This is a genomic window from Paracoccus fontiphilus (assembly GCF_017356265.1).
In the GTDB taxonomy this organism is placed as follows: domain Bacteria; phylum Pseudomonadota; class Alphaproteobacteria; order Rhodobacterales; family Rhodobacteraceae; genus Paracoccus; species Paracoccus fontiphilus.
On the sequence record NZ_JAFNAW010000021.1, the window covers coordinates 36,122 to 56,745 of the forward strand.

At 65.4% G+C, this 20,624-nt stretch carries 19 protein-coding genes; 4 read left to right on the forward strand and 15 right to left on the reverse strand.

Annotated elements, in window-relative coordinates; all coding sequences use genetic code 11:
* Positions 1-6 precede the first annotated feature (6 nt).
* Together J0F76_RS09610 and J0F76_RS09615 are read left to right on the forward strand one after the other, a co-directional pair.
* A complete protein-coding gene (locus J0F76_RS09610; protein WP_207468481.1) occupies positions 7-603 on the forward strand; it encodes a hypothetical protein in 597 nt (198 codons plus the stop codon).
* A gap of 60 nt (positions 604-663) precedes the next feature.
* Positions 664-1,644 (forward strand): glycosyltransferase, encoded by a 981-nt coding sequence (locus tag J0F76_RS09615; RefSeq protein ID WP_207468483.1) that lies wholly within the window; start codon positions 664-666, stop codon positions 1,642-1,644.
* On the opposite strand, the gene rfbA is transcribed toward J0F76_RS09615, so the two are convergent.
* The 10 genes from rfbA to J0F76_RS09665 form a co-directional block, all read right to left on the reverse strand.
* Positions 1,614-2,492 carry a glucose-1-phosphate thymidylyltransferase RfbA gene (gene rfbA / locus J0F76_RS09620; RefSeq protein ID WP_207468485.1) on the reverse strand — a complete coding sequence of 293 codons (879 nt, stop codon included), beginning with the start codon at positions 2,490-2,492 and terminating at the stop codon, positions 1,614-1,616. The two genes, J0F76_RS09615 and rfbA, sit on opposite strands and share 31 nt — an antisense overlap.
* Positions 2,489-3,346 (reverse strand): dTDP-4-dehydrorhamnose reductase, encoded by an 858-nt coding sequence (gene rfbD / locus J0F76_RS09625; RefSeq protein ID WP_207468487.1) that lies wholly within the window; start codon positions 3,344-3,346, stop codon positions 2,489-2,491. The genes rfbA and rfbD overlap by 4 nt, the downstream gene beginning before the upstream one ends.
* Positions 3,343-4,383 carry a dTDP-glucose 4,6-dehydratase gene (gene rfbB / locus J0F76_RS09630; RefSeq protein ID WP_207468489.1) on the reverse strand — a complete coding sequence of 347 codons (1,041 nt, stop codon included), beginning with the start codon at positions 4,381-4,383 and terminating at the stop codon, positions 3,343-3,345. The genes rfbD and rfbB overlap by 4 nt, the downstream gene beginning before the upstream one ends.
* Complete coding sequence (rfbC, locus tag J0F76_RS09635; RefSeq protein WP_207468492.1) at positions 4,380-4,940, reverse strand: dTDP-4-dehydrorhamnose 3,5-epimerase; 561 nt, start codon at positions 4,938-4,940, stop codon at positions 4,380-4,382. Before rfbC ends, rfbB begins: the two co-directional genes overlap by 4 nt.
* Positions 4,941-5,030: 90 nt before the next feature.
* Positions 5,031-6,131: a flagellar basal body P-ring protein FlgI gene (locus J0F76_RS09640; RefSeq protein ID WP_207468494.1), complete on the reverse strand. Its 1,101-nt coding sequence runs from the start codon at positions 6,129-6,131 to the stop codon at positions 5,031-5,033.
* On the reverse strand, positions 6,131-7,141 hold the full coding sequence (locus tag J0F76_RS09645) for a hypothetical protein (protein WP_207468496.1): 1,011 nt from the start codon (positions 7,139-7,141) through the stop codon (positions 6,131-6,133). The genes J0F76_RS09640 and J0F76_RS09645 overlap by 1 nt, the downstream gene beginning before the upstream one ends.
* A gap of 3 nt (positions 7,142-7,144) precedes the next feature.
* The gene (flgK, locus tag J0F76_RS09650; RefSeq protein ID WP_207468498.1) at positions 7,145-8,599 is read right to left on the reverse strand and encodes a flagellar hook-associated protein FlgK; all 1,455 of its coding nucleotides are present in this window, start codon (positions 8,597-8,599) and stop codon (positions 7,145-7,147) included.
* A gap of 12 nt (positions 8,600-8,611) precedes the next feature.
* On the reverse strand, positions 8,612-9,928 hold the full coding sequence (locus J0F76_RS09655) for a flagellar hook protein FlgE (protein WP_207468500.1): 1,317 nt from the start codon (positions 9,926-9,928) through the stop codon (positions 8,612-8,614).
* 70 nt (positions 9,929-9,998) lie between these two features.
* Positions 9,999-10,736, reverse strand: coding sequence for a flagellar motor protein MotB (locus J0F76_RS09660; RefSeq protein ID WP_207468502.1), 738 nt, complete (start codon positions 10,734-10,736; stop codon positions 9,999-10,001).
* A 104-nt stretch (positions 10,737-10,840) separates the two neighbouring features.
* Positions 10,841-12,280: an aldehyde dehydrogenase family protein gene (locus J0F76_RS09665; RefSeq protein ID WP_207468534.1), complete on the reverse strand. Its 1,440-nt coding sequence runs from the start codon at positions 12,278-12,280 to the stop codon at positions 10,841-10,843.
* A 159-nt stretch (positions 12,281-12,439) separates the two neighbouring features.
* On the opposite strand from J0F76_RS09665, the gene J0F76_RS09670 reads away from it, so the two are divergent.
* The gene (locus J0F76_RS09670) at positions 12,440-13,096 is read left to right on the forward strand and encodes a peroxiredoxin (RefSeq protein WP_207468504.1); all 657 of its coding nucleotides are present in this window, start codon (positions 12,440-12,442) and stop codon (positions 13,094-13,096) included.
* 33 nt (positions 13,097-13,129) lie between these two features.
* Here J0F76_RS09670 and J0F76_RS09675 read toward each other — a convergent pair whose 3' ends face one another.
* On the reverse strand, positions 13,130-13,948 hold the full coding sequence (locus J0F76_RS09675; protein ID WP_207468506.1) for a glycosyltransferase family 2 protein: 819 nt from the start codon (positions 13,946-13,948) through the stop codon (positions 13,130-13,132).
* Positions 13,945-14,727 (reverse strand): hypothetical protein, encoded by a 783-nt coding sequence (locus J0F76_RS09680; RefSeq protein WP_207468508.1) that lies wholly within the window; start codon positions 14,725-14,727, stop codon positions 13,945-13,947. Before J0F76_RS09680 ends, J0F76_RS09675 begins: the two co-directional genes overlap by 4 nt.
* A gap of 164 nt (positions 14,728-14,891) precedes the next feature.
* Here J0F76_RS09680 and J0F76_RS09685 point away from each other — a divergent pair, with 164 nt between their 5' ends.
* Positions 14,892-15,719: a glycosyltransferase family 2 protein gene (locus J0F76_RS09685; protein ID WP_207468510.1), complete on the forward strand. Its 828-nt coding sequence runs from the start codon at positions 14,892-14,894 to the stop codon at positions 15,717-15,719.
* A gap of 77 nt (positions 15,720-15,796) precedes the next feature.
* Here the strand turns inward: J0F76_RS09685 and pnp are convergent, their stop codons facing one another.
* The 3 genes from pnp to J0F76_RS09700 all read right to left on the reverse strand — a co-directional run bounded on the left by pnp (position 15,797) and on the right by J0F76_RS09700 (position 20,367).
* A complete protein-coding gene (gene pnp, locus J0F76_RS09690) occupies positions 15,797-17,941 on the reverse strand; it encodes a polyribonucleotide nucleotidyltransferase (RefSeq protein WP_207468518.1) in 2,145 nt (714 codons plus the stop codon).
* 207 nt (positions 17,942-18,148) lie between these two features.
* Complete coding sequence (gene putP / locus J0F76_RS09695; RefSeq protein WP_207468520.1) at positions 18,149-19,603, reverse strand: sodium/proline symporter PutP; 1,455 nt, start codon at positions 19,601-19,603, stop codon at positions 18,149-18,151.
* Between the two features lie 236 nt (positions 19,604-19,839).
* A complete protein-coding gene (locus J0F76_RS09700; protein ID WP_207468522.1) occupies positions 19,840-20,367 on the reverse strand; it encodes a hypothetical protein in 528 nt (175 codons plus the stop codon).
* Positions 20,368-20,624 lie beyond the last annotated feature (257 nt).

Here is a 20,624-nt window from a genome sequence, read left to right on the forward strand (position 1 = left end):
TTCCCGATGAAGAAGATCCTGGCCCTGCTGGTTCCCGTGCTGGCCCTTGTCGGAGGTGTCGCCGCCGGGGACATGCTGCGCCCCGGCGCCAAGGGGGACCACCCTGCCACCGCGGGGGCGCCTGCCGATGACGGCCATGGCGCGCCAGCCGAAGACCACGCCGCCGGCGATCACGCCGCCCCTGACGTCTCGGATCACGCCGCGCCCCCTTCGGCCGACGATCATGCGGCCGCTGCGGACGGCCATGGCGGCGGGGAGCATGGCGGAGAGGCCGTCCCGGCCGAGGGATGGTTCACCTTCCCCAGCCAGTTCTTCGTGCCCTTGATGCGCAACGGCGACATGGGCGCGGTCATGATCCTGACCCTGACGATCGAGACCGGCGGCGCCGACCTGCCCGCGATGAGGCAGCAGGAACACCGCCTGCGCGACGCGCTTCTGCGCGAGTTGCTGATCCACGCCAATACCGGCGGCTTCGACGGCAACTTCACCGCCGAGGCGCGGCTGGCCCCCCTGCGCGAGCGGCTGCAAAGGGCCGCGCAGGCCAGCACGGACCTGACCGTCAAGGCCGTGCTGATCGAGGATATCGCCCGCCAGGCAGGCTGACGGTTGCATCGGGAAGGGCGACGGGGCAGAAACCGGTCCTGCCTTGCCAAGGACATGCCGGTGGACCGCCCAACCCTCTTGCCCCAAGCCAGCGCTGTTCCGGTCACGATCCTGCTGGCCAGCTATCGCGGCGCAGCCTTCATCGGCGCGCAGTTGCAAAGCATTGCCGGGCAGACGCATCGGAACTGGCGGCTGATCGTTTCGGACGACGGGTCGGATGACGGGACGCGCGACATCGTCGCGGCCTTTGCAGCCGCGCATCCGGCAGGCCAGGTGCGATTGATCGACGGACCAGGGCGGGGTGCCACGCAGAATTTCCTGCACCTGCTGTCAGCGGCGCCCGAGGAGATGATCGCTTTCTGCGACCAGGACGACATCTGGTTTCCCGACAAGCTGTCCCGCGCGGTCGAGGCGCTGTCCGCGCATGACGGCCCGGCGCATTATGCCGCGCGGACCATCATCACCGACGCAGACCTACGCCCCGTTGCCGAGTCGCGCCATTTCCCGCGTCCCCTGGGGTTTCGGAATGCCCTTGTCCAGGCGATCATGGCGGGCAACACATCCGTCTTCAACGCAAGGGCTGCGGCAATCCTGCGGCGCTGCATCCGGCCCGCGCAGGCCAATGACATCCCCTCACATGACTGGTGGGCCTATCAGGTCACGGCAGGCGCGGGCGCGGCATTGATCCACGACCCGCGTCCCGCGCTGTTCTATCGCCAGCACGCCCGAAGCGAGATGGGCCGGAACGACACCGTACGGGCCATGTCGCAGCGGATCGGAATGTTGCTGGCGGGAAACTACGGGGGCTGGCTGGCCACCAATCACGCGGCCCTTGACGCGGTCCGGCCAGAGCTTCTAGCCGAAAATCGCGCCCTCCTCGACCGGTTCGGCGCGGCGCTGCGCCAATCCGCCCCGGCCGCAGCCCTGTCCATGGCCCGCATCGGGCTTTATCGCCAGACACGGGCCGGGACGTCCGCTTTTTATGCGGCGGCCCTGATGGGCCGCTTGCGTCAATGCGGCCCCAGAAGGCTCATCAGATAGCGGCCATAGGCGTTCTTGGAAAACTTCTGCGCCTGTTCGCGCAGCCGGTCCTCGTCGATCCAGCCGGCCTCGAAGGCGATCTCGTCGGGGCAGCCGGTCTGCAGGCCCTGGCGCTTTTCCAGCGTCCGCACGAAGTTGCCGGCATCCAGCAGGCTGCCATGCGTGCCGGTATCCAGCCAGGCAAAGCCGCGGCCCATCTTCTCGACCGTCAGGCTGCCGTCATGCAGATAGCTTTCCAGCAGGGTCGTGATCTCGAGTTCGCCCCGCTCGGACGGCTTGACGGCCTTGGCCCGCTCCGAGGCGGTTCCGTCCAAGAAGTAAAGCCCCGTGACGGCAAAGTTCGACGGCGGCAATTCGGGCTTCTCGATGATCGCGCGCACCTTTCCGTCCGACTGGAAATCGACGACGCCATAGCGCTCGGGGTCCGAGACGCGATAGCCGAACACGGTGCCGCCGCTGTCGCGCTCATCCGCCGCCTTCAGAAGCTCGGGCAGGCCGTGGCCGAAGAAAATGTTGTCGCCCAGGACCATGGCGGACGGCGCACCCGCAAGAAACCCCTCGGCCAGCAGATAGGCCTGCGCCAGCCCGTCGGGCGACGCCTGGATGATCCATTCGAAGCGCAGGCCCCATTGCTCGCCCGTGCCCAGAAGCCGCTGGAATTGCGCCTGGTCCTCGGGGGTGGTGATGATCGCGATCTCGCGGATGCCGGCCAGCATCAGCACGCTGATCGGATAATAGATCATCGGCTTGTCATAAAGCGGCAGAAGCTGCTTCGAGACGCCCATCGTGATCGGGTAAAGGCGCGTGCCGGACCCACCCGCCAGAATAATGCCCTTGCGTGCGGTCATGCCGAATATCCCATTTGGTTCAATACAATGTCCAGGTCTTCCCGCCAGTCGGGCCGGTCGATGCCGAAATCCCGACCGATCCGTGCGCAGTCCAGGCGAGAGTTCAGGGGCCGGCGCGCGGGCGTCGGGTAGGCGCTTGTCGAAATCTCGCGCACCTCGCAGGCCAGGCCCGCGCGCTCAAAGATCGCCCGCGCGAAGCCGGCCCAGCTGACGTCCGGCGTTCCGGCAAAATGATACAGACCGCCCTTCTGCGGATCGGCCATCATCTGGCGCGTCATCTCCAGCAGGGCGCCGGCGATCCGGCCGGCCTCGGTCGGGCCGCCGATCTGGTCGGCCACGACATTGATCTCGTCCCGCTCGGCGCCCAGCCGCAGCATGGTCTTCACGAAGTTGGCGCCATCGGGGGAAAACACCCACGAGGTGCGCAGCACGGCCCATGTTCCGCCCGCCGCCGCGACCTGCCCTTCGCCGTCCAGCTTGGTGCGGCCATAAACGCCCAAGGGACCGGTAGCGGCATCCTCGTCGCGTGCCGCATCGCCACTGCCGTCGAAGACATAGTCGGTCGAGACATGCAGAAAGGGAATGCCCAGATCGGCTGCCGTCCGCGCCACAAGGCCCGGAGCCGTGGCGTTCAGCAGCGTCGCGGCCTCGACATCCGACTCCGCGCGGTCAACGGCCGTGTGGGCCGAGGCGTTGATGATCGCCGTGGGCCGAAGGTCGAGGATTCGCGCGGCCACGGTGGCGGGATCAGACAGGTCGGCTTCCGCCCGCCCCCAGAAGGTCGCCCCGGGCGCGAGGCGCGCCAGGGCCTGCGCAAGCTGACCCGAGCGGCCCAGAACAAGCAGACCGTTCATCTTGCCTGTCCCAACCGCTGGCCGACGCCTTCGCGCGACAGCAGGGGCTGCCACCAGTCACGGTTCTGCAGATACCATTCGACGGTCCGCCGCAGCCCCTCCTCGACCGTGACCGAGGGACGCCAGCCCAGTTCCGTGCGGATCCGGGTCGGGTCGATCGCATAACGGCGATCGTGGCCCGGGCGGTCCGTGACAAAGGTGATCAGGTCGGCATGGGGCGCGCCCTCGGGGTGCATCTCGTCCATATGCGCGCAGATGGTGCGCACCAGATCGATGTTCCTGGCCTCGTTCTCGCCGCCGATGTTGTAGCTGCGGCCGATCTCGCCCTTTTCCACCACCAGAAGCAGCGCGTCGGCATGATCCTCGACATACAACCAGTCGCGCACGTTGCCGCCATCGCCATAGACCGGGATCGGCTCGCCCGCTAGGGCCTTCAGGATGACAACCGGCACCAGCTTTTCGGGGAAGTGGTAAGGGCCGTAATTGTTCGAGCAGTTGGTCAGCACCACCGGCAGGCCATAGGTCTCGTGCCAGGCGCGCACCAGATGGTCCGACCCGGCCTTGCTGGCGGAATACGGGCTGCGCGGATCATAGGGCGTCGTTTCTGTGAACTGTCCCGTTTCCCCCAGCGACCCGAAAACCTCGTCGGTCGAGATGTGATGGAAGCGGAACCCTTCGGGACGGCCCCGCTCGGTCCAATGGCTGCGGGCGGCCTCCAGCATGTTGAAGGTGCCGATCACGTTGGTCTCGATAAAGGCGGCAGGCCCGTCGATCGAGCGATCGACATGGCTTTCGGCCGCCAGGTGCATGACCACGTCCGGTTGATGCGCCGCGAACACCCGGTCCAGCGCCTGACGGTCGCGGATGTCCACCTTCTCGAAATGGTAAAGCGGGCTTTGCGCGGCTTCCGCGACGTTGTCGGGATTGGCGGCATAGGTCAGCGAATCGACATTGACGACCTCATGGCCGCGCCGGACCGCAAGGCGAACCACGGCCGAGCCGATGAAGCCAGCACCACCTGTCACAAGGATCTTCATGCTGCACCCGCATATTCGAAGGGAGACTGCCAGTCCGAGAAGGCCGGCGCGTCGCGGTCCTTGTCCGACAGAAGGGGATCGGCGACCCCCCAGTCGATGCCAAGGCTGTCCCAGCGGACCGCGCCATCGCTGGCCTTGTCGTAATGGGCGGTGCACTTGTAGATGATCTCGGTATCCGGCTCTCGCGTGACGAAGCCGTGCAGGAAGCCCGCCGGCACCCACAGCTGCCGGCCATTCTCGAACGACAGCTCGACCGCGACCGACCGGCCAAAGGTCGGGCTGCCCCTGCGTCCGTCCACCGCGACATCCAGAAGCGACCCACGGCCGCAGCGCACCAGCTTTCCCTGCGCGAAGGGAGGCGCCTGATAGTGAAGCCCGCGCACGGTCCCGACACGGCGCGACATGGAATGATTGTCCTGCACGAACTCGGGCAGGTTTACCCCCGCATCCGACAGTGTCTTCCTGTTCCAGCTTTCCGAGAAAAAGCCCCGTTCATCACCGAATCTGGACGGAGTGATGACAAGAACATCCGGCAGAGCAGTGGCCTCTATCTTCATCAGATCAACCTAAGCTGGAAACGTCGCCTACCGTCTATGCGATGAAGTAAAGAGTGTCACTCACCTTCGCCCAACAAAATCGGGCCTGTGTCATTCGATGATCAGGTCGGCGTGCAGGGCTCCTGCGGCATGGATGGATTTCAGGATGTCGATCATCTCGCGGGGGCGGACCCCCAGGGCGTTCAGCCCTTCGACAAGGTCGCTGAGCGAGGTTTCCCCTGCAACCTCGGCAAAGCCGATGCCCGGTTCGTTGCGCAACTCGGCCATGGTGCGGGGCACCGTCACGGTTTCGCCACGGGCGAAGGGATTGGGCTGCGACACCATCGACGCCTCGCTGACCTGCAGCGTCAAGGCGCCCTGCGAGACGGCGACCCGCGATATGCGCACCCGCTCGCCGATGACGATGGTTCCCGACTTGTGGTCGATCACAACCTTGGCGCGATCCTCGGGTTCGACCGTCAGGTTCTCGATGCGGCCCAGCACGCGGGCGGGATTGACATCGCCAAGCTGCCGAAACTCGACCATGACCGTGCCGCTGTCCTGCGTCAGGGCGATGCGGCGGTCGAAGTCGCGGTTGATCGCGTCCTCGATCCGGGTCGCGGTGGTGAAATCGGCGTTGCGAAGCGCGATGCGGATGTTCTCGATCCCGGCGAAGTCGAACTCGACCTCGCGCTCGACCCGCGCGCCGACCGGAATCTTGCCCGAGGTCGGCACCCCCTCGACCACGCGCGCGGCCTCGCCCTCGACTGCGGCGCCGCTGGCGATGATCGACCCTTGGGCGACCGCATAGATGTTGCCGTCCGCTGCCTTCAAGGGGGTCATGACCAGCGTCCCCCCCAGCAGGCTCTTGGCGTCCCCGATGGTCGAGACGCTGACGTCGATGCGGCCGCCGGAGCGGGCAAAGGCGGGCAAGGTCGCGGTGACCACCACGGCGGCCACGTTGCGGGACCGCAGGGCCTCGTCGGTGACGTTCACGCCCAAGCGTTCCAACAGGCCGGCCAGCAACTCCTCGGTGAACGGGGCATTGCGAAAGCCGTCGCCGGTGCCGTCCAGACCCACCACGAGGCCGTAGCCGACAAGATCGTTGCCCCGCACCCCGTCGAATTCGGCCAGGTCCTTCACGCGCACAGGTGCTGCCGCGGCAATGACCGGCAAGAGCGACACGGCGATGATCGCAAGAAGGCGCCACATCAGATGTAATCCGCAAGCTTCATCTGCGACAGCCGGCCGATGACGGAATACAGGGTTTGCAGTTTCGTTTCCGCCTCGCTGATGGCGGCCGAGGTTGCGAAGGGATCGGCCTCGCGCAGCGTGTTGCGCGCGGTTTGCAGCGTGGCGGTCGCGGCCTCCCCCTCGGTCTGCGAGGTCGCGATGACCTGCTGGGCATAGCCTACCCGCGCCTGCTCGGCGACCAAGGCAGGCGAGTTGTCCAGCAGCGCCTTTCCGGCGGCTTGCAGCAGTTCCCGCCCCTGTTGCGGGTCCGTGGCCAGTATCCCGCGATCGATCAGCGCCGCCGTCGCAAGACCCTTCAGGCTGTCCCGGATCGACGGAGACAGCGCGGTCGTGGTCAAGGCGATGGTGGTGCCCTCGCCGATCGGCATCACTTGCCCGCCCGTGCCGCCGCGATAGGCGACATCGACGAAACCGCCCGCGCCTGAGGAGGCATCGAACCAATCCGAAACGGACTGCACGATATCGTCGGCTGTGGTCAGGCCGCTGACAACGGCCGTCAATTCCGACAGGATGTCATCGGCAGACACCAGCGGCGGCGTATCGCTTGCGGTTCCCGAGAACAGAAAGCGCTGCGCGACCGAGCCGTTCATCTGCCCGATCACCGCCTGCAGGCCAGAGGCTGCCTCGGCCGAGCGCGCGGCCAGCAGGTCGCCGGTTGTCGAGGCCGGCTCGATGTACAGGCCCCGCCCCAAGCTTTCGCTTGTTCCCTGGATCGCGGAAAGGGCGTCCTGCATTCCCTTGGCATGGGCGGCGGCCTCGGCGGCATTGTTCTTGAACTGCGCCAGCATCGCCAGCCGCGCCTCGATCCCGGCAAGGGTTCGCGTGTTGCCGCCCAGCCTTGCGCCAAGGTCCGCGACCTCTCCGCTGGAAAGTTCGGCGGTCAAGGTCGCAAGCGTCGTCTTGATTCGGCTGGAAGCGGCCTGCATCGCAAAGGCACGCGCCTGGTCCCCGATGGATTGCACCGTCATCGTTCAAATCCCCAGTATCTGGTCCATCATGGTCTGGATGGCCTGAATCACCCGCGCATTCGCGGCATAGGCCTGTTCGTATTGCAGCAGCTTCTGCATCTCGGCGTCGCTATCCACCCCGTCGGCCGTCAGGCGACTCGTTATGGTGTCTGCCTGGCTGTTGCGGACTGCGGCGTCCGACTGGGCGTTCACCCGCGCGGTCGAAATCCGCGATTCGACAAGGCCGAGCCGATCGGCCAGCGAGCCCTTGCCGCCGAAGTCGGTTCCCGCGGCGGGGGCAGTCGCGGCATCCAGGGCATCGGACATGGCAACCAGCAGCGCCCCATCGCCCACGGGACCCGCCGCCGTTGCCTCCAGGCCCGTTCTCAGCCTCCAGACCTCTCCTCCCCGGGATGCGACAACGGCATCGTTCACGCCGATGCGCCCCGCAAGGCCTGTCTTGTTCGTCGCGATCGCGCGCGCGCCCGCATCCGTGAAAAGCCCTGCAGAGGTGGCGTTCAGCGAGCCATCGACGGCTGGCGTCGCCAGGCGCTGGTGCAGATCGAAGGCAAGGTCGTCCAGCAAGGCCTGGGCCTGCGGCGCCAAGTCATCGCGAATGGCAAAGTTGGCGGCAAGCCGTCCACCCGCGTAAAGCCTTGTCTGCGACGGCGTCAATTCCAGCCCGTTCTGGACCAGCATCGACAAGCCCGATCCGGCGGTCGCATCGGCAGTCATCTGGACGGCCGCGCTGAACGAAAACTCGGTCGGCGTGGTGCCGTCCAGCAGGACCGCGCCCTCGGCCGTGAACAGCGCCACGGCACCGGCCGGTCGCGTCACCTCCTGCACCGGCACGATCTTCGCGATGTCGCCGATGATCCCCTGCCGCTGGTCGTAGAGCGAGGAAGGGTCCGAGCCGTCCGCCTCCATCACGGCGATCTTGCGGTTCAGGTCCGCCACCTGGGCCAGCGATTTGTTCAGCGTGGCGACATCCGTGGCGATCGCCTGGTCCGCCTCGGCGCGCGCGGCCTGAACCCTGCCCGAGGCCGTGTTCAACTGCCTGGCCAGCGCGGTGGCCTTGTCGACCACCTGGGTCAGGCGGATGTCGTCATCGGGACGGCTGGCGGCCGAGGTCAGCGCGCTTCGGAATGCGCTCAGCGCCGAACCCAGGCTGCCGCTGTTCCCCGTGATGCCGACAACGTCCTCGACGGCGGTCGCAAAGTCCAGCCGCGCCGTTGCCTCGGCGCGGGCACCTTCGGCCAGCCGCGATTCCGACAGCACGCTGGCATTGACCACGCGGGCTATCCCGTTGACCCGCACGCCGCCAGCATTCCCCCCTGCGGTCTGGGCGCTGACGACCATGTCCCGCTTGGCATAGCCGGGCGTCGAAGCGTTGGCGAGGTTGGCTGCAACCGTTTCCGTCCCCCGCGCCGTGGCGGTCAGGCCGGAAATGGCATTTCCAAGGGCGCGCGCGATGCTCATCCCACTTGTCCCTTACCGCTTGATGTTGGTGGTTTCCTGCAGCATCTCATCCACGGTCTGGATGATCTTCGCGTTCGACGAATAGGCCCGCTGCGTCTGGATCAGGTGGGTCAGTTCCTCGGCCACGTCGGTGGTCGATTCCTCCAACGCATAGCCTTGGACCGAACCCGTCGGGCCATCGCCCGCGTCCCACAGGAAGAAGCTGCCGGATGTGGGCGAGATCGTGAAGGCCTGCGAGTCGACCGAGGTCAGCCCGTTCGGGTTGGGCACGTCCACCAGCGGGATCTGGTACAAGGTCTTGACGAAGCCCGTGTCATAGCTGGCTTTCAGGAAGCCGTCGGCATCCACCTCGACAGTGGTGAGGTTTCCGACCGGAGAGCCGTTCTTGGTGATGTTGGTCGGTGAGAAATTGGCCGAAAGCTGACGCAGCCCGGTGGTCCCGCCGGGCGTCCCGATCACCAGATCCATCGGCCCGCCTGCCACGGTCAGCGCGATTGCGCCCGTTTCAGGATCATAGGCCCCGCCACTGATCGGCGTCACGCTGGCGATGCTGCCGCCGTTCGACTGGCTTTCATCGAAGGTGATCCGATATGACCCGACAAGGTTCGAGGCCGGGTCCGACGCCGAATCGCGCACCTCCATTACCCAGCTGTTCGACATGCCCGTCGGATCGGACGTGTCGGGCACGAAGGTGATGTTCAGCGCCTCGGACGTGCCGAGATTGCCATAATATTCGACCTTCAAGGCCAGCGGGTCGCCCGAAGCGTCCGGCAGGGTCTCGGTCGCGGGAAGGTTCACGCCCAGCGACACGGCGGTCGTCGGATCGCCGGCCGTCTGGTTGGCGCTGATCTGCACGGGAACCAGGCCGCCCATCGTGTCGCGGGACATCAGGGGGACGCTGCCGTCCGCCTGCGCGGGCCAGCCCATCAGCACCAGACCGGTCCCGGTCCTCAGGATGCCTTCGGCATCGGTGCGGAAAGACCCCGTCCGGGTCATCATGAAGGGAAGATCCGTAAAGCCGTTGTCCAGATCCACGGCCGATGTAACCGGCAGCATCCCGCGGCCCGACACGGCGATGTCCAGCGGATGCGTGGTGGTGGACAGCGCCCCGTCATCCTCGATCAGCCGTTGCGTCGTGGCCGTCACGCCGCCCGCCGAATAGAGCCCGGCGATGCGGTGCTGGTTCAGCACAAAGGAGTTGAAATCCGTCTCCATCCGCTTGTAGCCATGGGTGCCCGAGTTCGCGATGTTGTCGGAAATCGTTGCAAGACGGGTCGAATTGGCCGCCAGCCCCGAGACACCGGCGCTCATCGCGGAAGACATAGACATGGCATCACCTTCTTGTGGTTCGATCCCGATCATCCATGCCAGGGCTTAAGATTCGCCTAACCGCACCCGGTCATCTGAGTAAAATCACCTCGATCCGGTTGTTCGCGGGTTCCATCGGGTTTGCGGTCTTTCCCTTGCGATCGGCATAGCCGGTCACCCTCTGGATACGCTGCCCGTCAAGGCTCGATCCTTCCAGCAGGTTGCGGACTGCGTGGGCGCGGGCATCCGACAGCGCCCAGACAGGCGAGGTCACCAGCGTTTCGGGATAGGCCCGGACATGCCCCGCGATGGCGATCTGGTTGCGTGTCTTGCCGATGACGCGCCCGATGATTCGGGTCAGATCCGACAGCACCGGCTGCGGCTGGCCGGTATCCTCCACGAACAAGGGGGCGTCGGTCAGGTCGCCCAGTTCGATCACCAGCCCCTCGTCCGTCATGCGCGTGACGACATGGCGCAGCAGATTGGTCAGTTGCTGCGATTCGCCGCCGCTTGCGCGAAGCTGGCGTTCGATCTCCTCGGCCACCTCCTCAAGGGTGGTGTCAGAGGGCTCCTTCCCCTGCCTTTCCACCCCCTCGCCCGAGGCTCCGGGCGTTCGCACGATGCTGGGGTTGAAATAATCGGCCAATCCGCTGCGCTGCTGTTCGGTGGTGGCGTTCAGCAGCCACATCAGCAGGAAGAAGGCCATCATTGCGGTGACGAAATCCGCATAGGCGACCTTCCACGCCCCGCCGTGGTGCCCCCCATCGCCCGAGACGGTCACCCGCTTGATCATGATCGCGGGTCCAGCCGAACCCTTCTGTCTTGCCATCGCCGCACCGCCTTGGACCATCCGTCCGGAATGTCGCGGCAAGTGCTGCGAAGAACAAGCCGACCCCTCAAATGCAAGGCATTATCGGGGCCATCCAAGCCGGCTCAGTCAGCCGACCAGCCGCTGATCGCCTTGGAGTCCATGAACTCCTCAAGCCCCATCACGCCGCCCTCGCGCGCCCGGCCCGACATCTTGACGCCGCCGAAGGCCGAGCCCGCGCCGCGGGACTGCCCGTTCATCTCGACCATGCCAGAGCGCAACTGCCGCGCCACGCGGTTGCGCCGCGCGCCGTCCTGGGACTGGACATAGTTCGTCAGGCCGTAAGGCGTGTCGTTTGCGATGGCGACGGCCTCGTCCTCGGTGTCGAAGGGGATGATGGACAGGACGGGGCCGAAGATCTCCTGCTGGGCGATGGTCATGTCGTTGCTGACATCGGCAAAGACGGTCGGCCGCACGAAATAGCCGCGGTTCACGCCCTCGGGCAGGCCGGGACCGCCCGCGACCAGCCGGGCACCCTCGTCGATGCCCTTCTGGATCAGGTCCTGAATCTTTTCCCACTGCTGCTTGCTGACGACCGGGCCGATATGCCTGCCGGGCTGATGGGCGCTTGCCACCTGGGTTTCGGTCGCGACCCTGGCCGCCGTCTCGACCGCGCGGTCGTAAACGGACCGCTCGACCAGCATCCGCGTCGGCGCGTTGCAGGACTGGCCGCTGTTGTAGAAGCAATGCCGCGCCCCACGCACCACGGCCTTGTCGTCCGCATCCGCGAAGACGATGTTGGCGCCCTTGCCGCCCAGTTCCAGCACCACCTTCTTCAGCGTGTCCGCCGCCGCCTTCGTGATCGCGATGCCTGCCCGGGTAGAGCCCGTGAAGCTGATCATGTCCACGTCGCGATGCGTGGACAGTTGCGTGCCCACCCCCGGCCCGTCGCCGTTCACCAGGTTGAAGACGCCGGGGGGCAGCCCGGCCTCGTCCACGATCTCGGCAAACAGCATCGAGGACAGCGGCGCGATCTCGGACGGTTTCAGCACGCAGGTGTCGCCCGCCAGGATCGCCGGGATGACCTTCAGCGTCACCTGGTTCATCGGCCAGTTCCACGGCGTGATCAGGCCAACCACGCCCACCGGCTCCCACGCGATCATGGAGGTCGGGGCGTGGTCGCCAAGCGGGCGGATGAACCTGAAGTCCTTGAAGGCGGTGATGAAGTTCTCGATGTGATAGGACCCGGCCTCGGCCTGATCGCCAAGCGACATGTCCTGCGGCGCGCCCATCTCGTGGCTGATCGCCCAAGCCATGTCCCCGGCCCGGCGGCGATAGATGTCCAGGATCCGCTGCACATGGCCCAGCCGCTCGGCCGGGTCGGTCCGCGACCAGCCCGGGAAGGCGGCCTTGGCGGCTGCGACCGCGCGATCCGTGTCGGCCTGGTCGCCCAGGCTGATGACCGCCACCGCTTCCTCGGTCGAGGGGTCGATCACCTCGAGGTCGTTGGCACGGACGGGATCGGCCCATGCCCCGTCGATATAGAACTTGCGCTTGTCCAGCAGGTCGGTCATCGCGATCCCTCCATCAGAATTGCCTGTAAGGTGGAACGGCCGCCGGGCCGCTGCAACCCTTGTTAATCTCGACACGGTCTGTCGATGAATGGCTGGCATTCCGTCCTGTTTGACCTATTCTTCCCGGGACAATCACCCGAAAGGACACTCATGTCGCTGCGCATCAACGACATCGCCCCCGATTTCACCGCCCCTTCGACCGAAGGCGAAATCCGGTTTCACGACTGGCTGGGCGACAGCTATGCCATCATCTTCAGCCACCCGCGCGACTTCACGCCCGTCTGCACGACGGAATTCGGCGCCGTCGCCCAACTGATCCCGGAGTTCGAGAAGCGCAACACCAAGGTGATCGGCGTGTCGGTCGACTCGGTCGAGGATCACGGCAAATGGAAGCGCGACATCGAAGCGGTGGCGGGCGTTCCGGCCGATTTCGCGATGATCGACGACCGCGACCTGACCGTCGCCAAGGCCTATGACATGCTGCCTGCCGACCATTACCTGCCGGCCGAGGGCCGCACGCCCGCGCATTCGGCCACCGTGCGCAGCGTGTTCATCATCGGCCCCGACAAGAAGGTCCGGCTGACCATGACATACCCGATGTCCATCGGCCGCAACTTCGCCGAAATCCTGCGGGCGCTGGATGCGGTGCGAAAGACGGATGGCGTGCCGATCGCCACGCCCGCCAACTGGGTTCCCGGGCAGGACGTGATCGTCGCCCTAGCGCTTGACGACAAGGCGGCCGCCGAACGCTATGGCGCGCTTGAAATCAAGCTGCCTTACCTGCGCTTTGCCAGGGACCCGGCCTGACAGGGGGCGCGGCGCGCCGGGCGGGGCCTTTGCCTAGCCCGGCCAGCCATAGTGTTCCAGCAGGGCGGCGACCGCCTGGTCGTTGCCCGTGCCGTGCAGGTTCTCGCTGCGCAGGCTTTGCGCCTGGCTTCCTTCCCATTCGAGAATCCGGGCCCGTCCGCCGATCTTCTGCGCCTCGATCCCCGCCAACCGGTGCATCCAGTAAAGCCAGACATCGTCGGACCTCGGCGCTAGGCGGGAAAACAGGTCGTCCCGCGTCACGTCGGGATGAAAGACGCCCGGCGCATAGATGACGCCGCTGACGCCGGTCAGAAAAGTCAGCGACGATCGTTCCGGCGCATCGACATTGTGCCGCCATTCGGCATAGGGCGCAGGCCTTCCGCCGCGCAGCGCTATCCGATGGGCGCGATGGCACGCGATCCGGGCACCGCCCTGGGCCGCCCCGACCAGTTTTTCCAGCCAGCCCGCCGGATAGTAGATGTCGTCGTCCGCTGTCACCACGAAGCTGCCGGGCGCGTCCCGAAGGGTCGGCACGATCTTCTTGTAGGACCGCCAGGCGGGACAGGTGCGAATTTCCAGCCCCGGCAGGTCCGGAATGTCCCGCGGCAGGCGCGCCTCGTCCCCCTCGTCCAGCCACAGGATGACCCGGTCGGGCTGGACAGACTGGCGCAGGATGCCCCGCAGCGTCAGGCCAAGCGTGGCAAAGCGGGCCGGATAGCTGGTCAACGAGACAACCAGCGTGCCCGGCAGGCCATGCGGACGACCCGGCCCGACGGGCCGGGCGGCGATCTCGGCCTTGGCGCGGATCAGCCTGCGGCGGTGCTTGAAGGCGCGAAAGGCGTCGGAGATCATGCCTGTTCCCATGCCCGCCGCAGCCAGTCGATCCGGCCGATGCGGCGGTACCACTTGTGGCCGCGCCCGGCGAAGACATCCTCCATCTTCGGCGCGCCAGCAAACAGGACGATCTTCGCGCCCCGGGGCAAGGCGGGATCACGCAGATAGCTGGCCAGATGGCGCGGCACGCAGTCGTTCTTGAAGCTGACACACCAGCCCTTGGGCCAATAGTTCAGGTGGCCATGGGCCGCCAGTTGGGCTGACTGGAACTGCTGGCTGATTTCATACCGTGCCGTCGCCGCGGCCGGGTCGGCCAGGTAGGCATCGAGGATATAGGAATGCCGGCCGATCTCGAACCGGAAGACGCTGGAGTTGCCGACGCTGTGGAGGAAGCGGTCGCGCGCGGGGTTCACCTTGCGAAGCGGCTTGGCGCGGAACAGGTCGTCGTCGCGGATGATGTAAAAGGCGCCCGGCAGGTCGAAGAAGGGTGACAGGTCATCGACCACAACAAGGTCGATATCCAGAAACAGCGCCGTGCCCGACAGCCCCGCCAGGTCGCGCCGGAAGACCGCGAGCTTGCGCCAGCGGGTGTCGCCATGGCCCTGCGGCAGGCCCAGCTCGGGCAAGGGCATTGCCTCGATTCCCGGGTCCAGTCCCTCGGCATCATCGGTAAAGCAGATGAAGCGATGCGGTCGCGGCAGGTGGCGGCGGACCTGGCGATGAAGTCGGTTCACGTCCTCGGCACTGTAGAGCGTGCCCCATTTCATGGTGAGGATGTTGACAGGATAGATTACCATTGTCTCTCCCACGAATGGCAGCGGCTTACTCAATGCCAAAACTGGATCGAACCGGAAGCCTCCGGTAAAAGGCAACCAGAAAGACCTGAGGAATTAAATTGTCCAGCCCTACCATCATCACATTATCCAGTATCCCACCGCGGTTTTCACTGCTAGGTCCCGCATTGAACAGCCTGCTGAAGCAAGAGTTGCCTGCAAAGGCGATCCATCTTTACATTCCGGAACGCTATCGTCGCTTTCCTGACTGGGACGGCACGCTGCCACAAGTGCCCACGGGAGTCACCATTCGCCGCTGTCTGCAGGATCTAGGTCCTGCCACCAAGATCTTGCCTGCCGCGCAGGACTATGCAGGGCAAAACGTGGACTTGCTGTTCTGCGACGACGACAAGATCTATGATGCGCGTTGGCACAGCCGGTTCAAGCGCACTCGCCTGGCACATCCCGAGGCTTGCATCGTCGAAGCAGGAGAGAACCTGCCGGACATTGCCGAGAACACACGCCCGCACAACCGCAAGCCGCGCGCCAAGCGGTGGACAAAGAAGCCGCTTTCCTATCGGATCAAGCGGGTGCTGTCGCTGTTTACCATCAAATCTCCCATGTACGCCAATCCCGGATATGTCGATGTCTTATCCGGCCACGCAGGCGTTATGGTTCGGCCTGACTGGTTCGATGCCGCCGCATGGCAGATTCCAGACATCCTCTGGACGGTGGATGACCCTTGGCTTTCCGGGCATCTTGAGCGCAGGGGCATACCGATCTGGCTGATTGCCGAAGTCCGCCGAATGAGCGCATCCGATGCAGGTGACATCGACGCGCTCCATGACTTGGTCGAGAAGGATCACGACAGAGTTCAGGCCGACATCGCCGCCATCGACTACATGCGCAAGACCTATGGCATTTGGAAGCCCGCCGGAAAAGTGACACCTCCTGCAGGCTATATGAGCGACACGATGCGCGAACTGAGCCGACGTGCCCTAGCCATGTCCCGATGATGCCACGTCCTTATCGGTCCGAAATGTAAAGGCCCCGCTAGTGCGGGGCCTCGTAGTCCTGAAAGAACTCAGTCCGATTATTCGGAAGCCGCTTCTTCCTTGGCTTCGGTGATTTCCTCACCGGTCTGCTGGTCGACCATCTTCATGCCAAGGCGGACCTTGCCGCGGTCGTCGAAGCCCAGCAGCTTGACCCTGACCTCCTGGCCTTCCTTCAGCACCTCGTTCGGGTGGTTCAGGCGCTTGTTGGCGATCTGGGACACATGAACCAGACCGTCGCGCTTGCCGAAGAAGTTCACGAAGGCGCCAAAATCCACCAGCTTGACGACCTTGCCGATGTAGATCTTGCCTTCCTCGGGCTCGGCCACGATCGAATAGATCATGTCATAGGCCTTCTTGATCGAATCGGCATTGGCCGAGGCGATCTTGATGGTGCCGTCGTCGTTGATGTCCACCTTCGCGCCCGAGGTTTCCACGATCTCGCGGATGACCTTGCCGCCCGAGCCGATCACTTCGCGGATCTTGTCGGTCGGGATCTGCATCGTCTCGATGCGCGGCGCGTGGGCGCTGAACTCGCGACGGCCTTCGGTCAGGGCCTTGCCCATCTCGCCCAGGATGTGCAGGCGGCCTTCCTTGGCTTGCGCCAGCGCCTGCTCCATGATGGCGGGGGTGATGCCCGCGACCTTGATGTCCATCTGCAGGGACGTGATGCCTTCGGCGGTGCCGGCGACCTTGAAGTCCATGTCGCCCAGGTGATCCTCGTCACCCAGGATGTCAGTCAGGACCGCATACTTGCCGTCGTCTTCCAGGATCAGGCCCATGGCCACGCCCGCGACCGGCGCCTTCAGCGGCACGCCCGCATCCATCATCGCCAGGGAACCGCCGCACACCGACGCCATCGAGGACGAGCCGTTCGATTCGGTGATCTCGGACACGACGCGGATGGTGTAGGGGAAGTCCGTCGGTGCAGGCAGCACGGCCTGCAGCGCGCGCCAGGCCAGCTTGCCGTGGCCGATCTCGCGGCGGCCGGGGCTGCCCACGCGGCCAACCTCGCCAACCGAATAGGGCGGGAAGTTGTAGTGCAGCAGGAAGTTCGAGCGGAAATTGCCGTGCAGCGCGTCGATGATCTGTTCGTCGTCGCCGGTGCCCAGCGTGGTCACCACCAGGGCCTGCGTCTCGCCGCGGGTGAACAGGGCCGAGCCGTGGGTGCGCGGCAGGATGCCCACTTCGCTGTCGATGGCGCGGACGGTGCGGGTGTCGCGGCCGTCGATGCGGGCGCCGCCGTTGATCACGTCGCCGCGCAGGATGCCCGATTCCAGCTTCTTGAGCGCGCTGCCCAGATGCGGGTCAGCCAGTTCTTCCTCGCTCAGGGCTTCCTTGACCTTGGCTTTCGCGGCCTCGATCGCGTCGCGGCGCTCGCCCTTGTCGCGGATCGCATAGGCGGCGCGCATGTCTGCCTCGCCCGCGGCCTTCACCTTGCCGTAAAGCGCGGAATAATCCGGCGACTGGAAGTCGAAGGGCTCTTTCGCGGCGGCTTCGGCCAGGTCGATGATCAGGTCGATCACGGGCTGCATCTGCTCGTGGCCGAACTTGACGGCGCCCAGCATCTCTTCCTCGGTCAGCTCATAGGCTTCCGATTCGACCATCATCACGGCATCTTTCGTGCCGGCGACAACCAGGTCCAGACGCTGCTCGGGGTTCGAGCGCAGGTTGTCCATGTCCTGAACCTCGGGGTTCAGCACATACTGGCCGTTCGCAAAGCCCACGCGCGCGGCGCCGATCGGACCCATGAAGGGCACGCCGGAAATGGTCAGCGCGGCCGAGGCCGCGATCATCGCAACGATATCCGGGTCGTTGACCAGGTCGTGCGACAGGACCGTGCACATCACCAGGGTCTCGTTCTTGAAGCCCGGCGCGAACAGCGGGCGGCAGGGCCGGTCGATCAGGCGCGCGGTCAGCGTCTCCTTTTCGGTCGGGCGCGCCTCGCGCTTGAAGAAGCCGCCGGGGATCTTGCCGGCCGCATAGTATTTTTCCTGATAGTGAACCGTCAGCGGGAAGAAATCCTGCCCGGGCTTGGGTTCCTTCGCGAAGGTCACGTTGGCCATGACGCTGGTCTCGCCCAGGGTGGCGATGACCGTGCCGTCGGCCTGACGGGCAACCTTGCCCGTTTCCAGCGTGAGCGTTTCCTGGCCCCACTGGATGGATTTCTTCACTTCATCAAACATCTGGTTTCCTCTGGGCCGCGCCAGCCCTCTGGCCACGCCCGTGTCCTATGGCGGCCCCATTGCCGCCGCCCCTATCCTTTGCATGTGCCCCGGGGCATGGGCGTCACGTCACAGATGGCGGGCCAATACAGGAAAACAAGGGGTTTGGGAAGTGGCGACCGCCCCTGCGCGGCCCCGCCCCGGCAGGGACGGGACCAACAGATCGGCCTAGGCAGAGGGCCGGGCGCGGTATTCGCCCCGGTCAGGGGTCGCCAGGCTGACCAGCACGATGGCGATCCACGAGGCGACAAAGCCCGGCACGATCTCGTAAAGCCCCTCGCCGCCCAGCAGCGACTGGTTCAGGCCCAGCCAGATCCACAGGCCGACCGTCACGGCGCCGACGATCAGGCCGGCCACCGCGCCTGCGCCGGTCATGCGCTTCCAGGTCAGCGCCAGCACCACCAGCGGACCGAACGCCGCGCCGAAGCCCGCCCAGGCGTTGGCAACCAGTCCCAGCACCTTGGCCTCGGGATTGGCCGCGATCACGGCCGACACAAGGCCGACCCCCAAGACCGTCAGGCGCCCCACGTTGACCAGTTCCCGTTCGCTCGCCCCCCGCTTCAGCAGCGTGTGATAGATGTCCTCGGTCAGCGACGAGGACGACACCAGAAGCTGGCTGGACACCGTGGACATGATCGCGGCCAGCAGCGCGGCATAAAGGAAGCCGGTCACAAGCGGGTGGAACAGCAGATCCGACAGGATGATGAAGATCGTCTCGGGGTCGCTGACGGTCATGCCGTTGCGCTCGGCATAGGCGCGGCCGAACACGCCGACGCCCACGGCCCCCAGCAACGAGATCACCATCCAGCCCATGCCGATGTTGCGGGCCGTCGGCACGTCGCGGACGCTGCGGATCGCCATGAAGCGCACGATGATATGCGGCTGCCCGAAATAGCCCAGTCCCCAGGCCATCGCCGAGATCCAGCCCAGCAGCGTCATGCCCTTGGCCATCGAGAAGAAATCGGCGTCGATGGCGGTCAGCCGGTCCACCGCCTGGCCCACGCCGTTGCCCTGCCCCGTCGTCAGGATCACGATGGGCATGATGATCAGCGCCAGCATCATGATGATGCCCTGCACGAAGTCGGTGAGGCTGACCGCCAGAAAGCCGCCGATCACGGTATAGACCAGCACGATCCCCAGCGTCAGCAGAACGCCGGTCATGTAGTCGCCCCCGAAGGCGCTGGCGAACAGCTTGCCGCCGCCCACAAGCCCCGAGGCGGTGTAGACCGCAAAGAAGACCACGATGATGACGGCCGAGACCATGCGCAGCAACCGGGCATTGCTGGGGAAGCGATTGCCCAGAAAGCCGGGAATGGTCAGGCTGTTGTCATAGAACTCGGTCTGCTCGCGCAGGCGCGGGGCCACGATGATCCAGTTCAGCAAGGCCCCCAGCGTCAGGCCGATGCCGATCCAGGACTGCGACAAGCCCGACACGAACAGCGCGCCGGGCAGGCCCAGCAGAAGCCAGCCGCTCATGTCCGAGGCGCCCGCCGACAGCGCCGTGACCGAGGGCGAGAGATCCCGCCCGCCGAGGATATATCCCTCGGAACTTTCGGTGCTCTTGCGCCAGGCATAAACGCCGATGCCGATCATCAGCAGGAAATAAGCCGCAAGGCTTATCAAGACCCCAGGCTCCATTAGCCCCTCCATCCTTTTCAAATCGCGCGGGCTCTGTCACGAAAACTTGCGAAAACGGAAGGGGAAACCGAGGCAAGAATGGAAACCGCCAGAAATAAGGGATTTTCGACTATCGGAAGGGCCGCAAATAGGCGTTCCGACTAGACGCCGTTCCTGCGTCCGTCGAATCGAGACGCCCGCAACGAGGTGCGGGCGTCATCCTTGCTGAAACCCGCAACCGGTCAGGCGGCGGCCATGCCTTCGGGTCTTGCCGCCGGGACACGGGCCTGGGCGCCGTTTTCAGCGCTTGCCTTCTGCGCCTGCTCGTCCCGCGACGCGGTCTTCAGGCTTTCGACGACATCCAGCATCCTGCTGCTTGCCTGGGCCTGGATGGCCTGGGCACGGGCGCGGGCTTCCTCGTCCGGATCGACTGCCTGCTGTGGCAGGAACGAAGGCGCAGCCGCTTCCGGTGCCACCTCGGCCTTGCCGGCGGGCGCCGGGGCGGACAGAGGGGCACTTGCCACGGCTGCGGGGGCCGCGACAGGGGCGGGCGGGACGGGCGAGGAGCTTGCCGGAACAACCGCCGCATTGTCCGTCCGTTCTTCGGCTGCCACGGGATTGGCCATGCTGGCGGCCGACGCCTGCAGGGCGGACTCTGAAAAGTCGAAAATCACGCCCGAGGCATTCTCGATCCTGAGAGCCTCCTGCACGGCAAGAGAGGGCTGGGCAGGCTGGGCAGGCTGGGCAGGCTCCCCCCGCGCCGGCTGCATGGCAAGCAGGGAATTGGTCAGCTTTGCTATGGAACTAAGTAACATCGCGCGTCTCCAGATGATGACGAGCGAAGATTTGCCAAGGAATCGCTAACGGTCCAGAAAGCAATGCCGATGATTTTAAGGACCGCAAAGCAAAACGCCCGCGGCCGGGGCCACGGGCGTTCGATTTAGAACATCTAACAAAACCGTTTGATCTGGTTTAGGCAGATGAGGGCGCAGCCGAGGATCACGAAAGCCTCGTGGATGTCGGCGCG

Coding starts and splice junctions, on each gene's coding strand:
- J0F76_RS09610 (WP_207468481.1), top strand. CDS start 7: ATGAAGAAGATCCTGGCCCTGCTGGTTCCCGTGCTGGCCCTTGTCGGA.
- rfbA (WP_207468485.1), bottom strand. CDS start 2,492: ATGACCGCACGCAAGGGCATTATTCTGGCGGGTGGGTCCGGCACGCGC.
- rfbD (WP_207468487.1), bottom strand. CDS start 3,346: ATGAACGGTCTGCTTGTTCTGGGCCGCTCGGGTCAGCTTGCGCAGGCC.
- rfbB (WP_207468489.1), bottom strand. CDS start 4,383: ATGAAGATCCTTGTGACAGGTGGTGCTGGCTTCATCGGCTCGGCCGTG.
- rfbC (WP_207468492.1), bottom strand. CDS start 4,940: ATGAAGATAGAGGCCACTGCTCTGCCGGATGTTCTTGTCATCACTCCG.
- J0F76_RS09640 (WP_207468494.1), bottom strand. CDS start 6,131: ATGTGGCGCCTTCTTGCGATCATCGCCGTGTCGCTCTTGCCGGTCATT.
- J0F76_RS09645 (WP_207468496.1), bottom strand. CDS start 7,141: ATGACGGTGCAATCCATCGGGGACCAGGCGCGTGCCTTTGCGATGCAG.
- flgK (WP_207468498.1), bottom strand. CDS start 8,599: ATGAGCATCGCGCGCGCCCTTGGAAATGCCATTTCCGGCCTGACCGCC.
- J0F76_RS09655 (WP_207468500.1), bottom strand. CDS start 9,928: ATGTCTATGTCTTCCGCGATGAGCGCCGGTGTCTCGGGGCTGGCGGCC.
- J0F76_RS09660 (WP_207468502.1), bottom strand. CDS start 10,736: ATGGCAAGACAGAAGGGTTCGGCTGGACCCGCGATCATGATCAAGCGG.
- J0F76_RS09670 (WP_207468504.1), top strand. CDS start 12,440: ATGTCGCTGCGCATCAACGACATCGCCCCCGATTTCACCGCCCCTTCG.
- J0F76_RS09675 (WP_207468506.1), bottom strand. CDS start 13,948: ATGATCTCCGACGCCTTTCGCGCCTTCAAGCACCGCCGCAGGCTGATC.
- J0F76_RS09680 (WP_207468508.1), bottom strand. CDS start 14,727: ATGGTAATCTATCCTGTCAACATCCTCACCATGAAATGGGGCACGCTC.
- pnp (WP_207468518.1), bottom strand. CDS start 17,941: ATGTTTGATGAAGTGAAGAAATCCATCCAGTGGGGCCAGGAAACGCTC.
- J0F76_RS09700 (WP_207468522.1), bottom strand. CDS start 20,367: ATGCAGCCGGCGCGGGGGGAGCCTGCCCAGCCTGCCCAGCCTGCCCAG.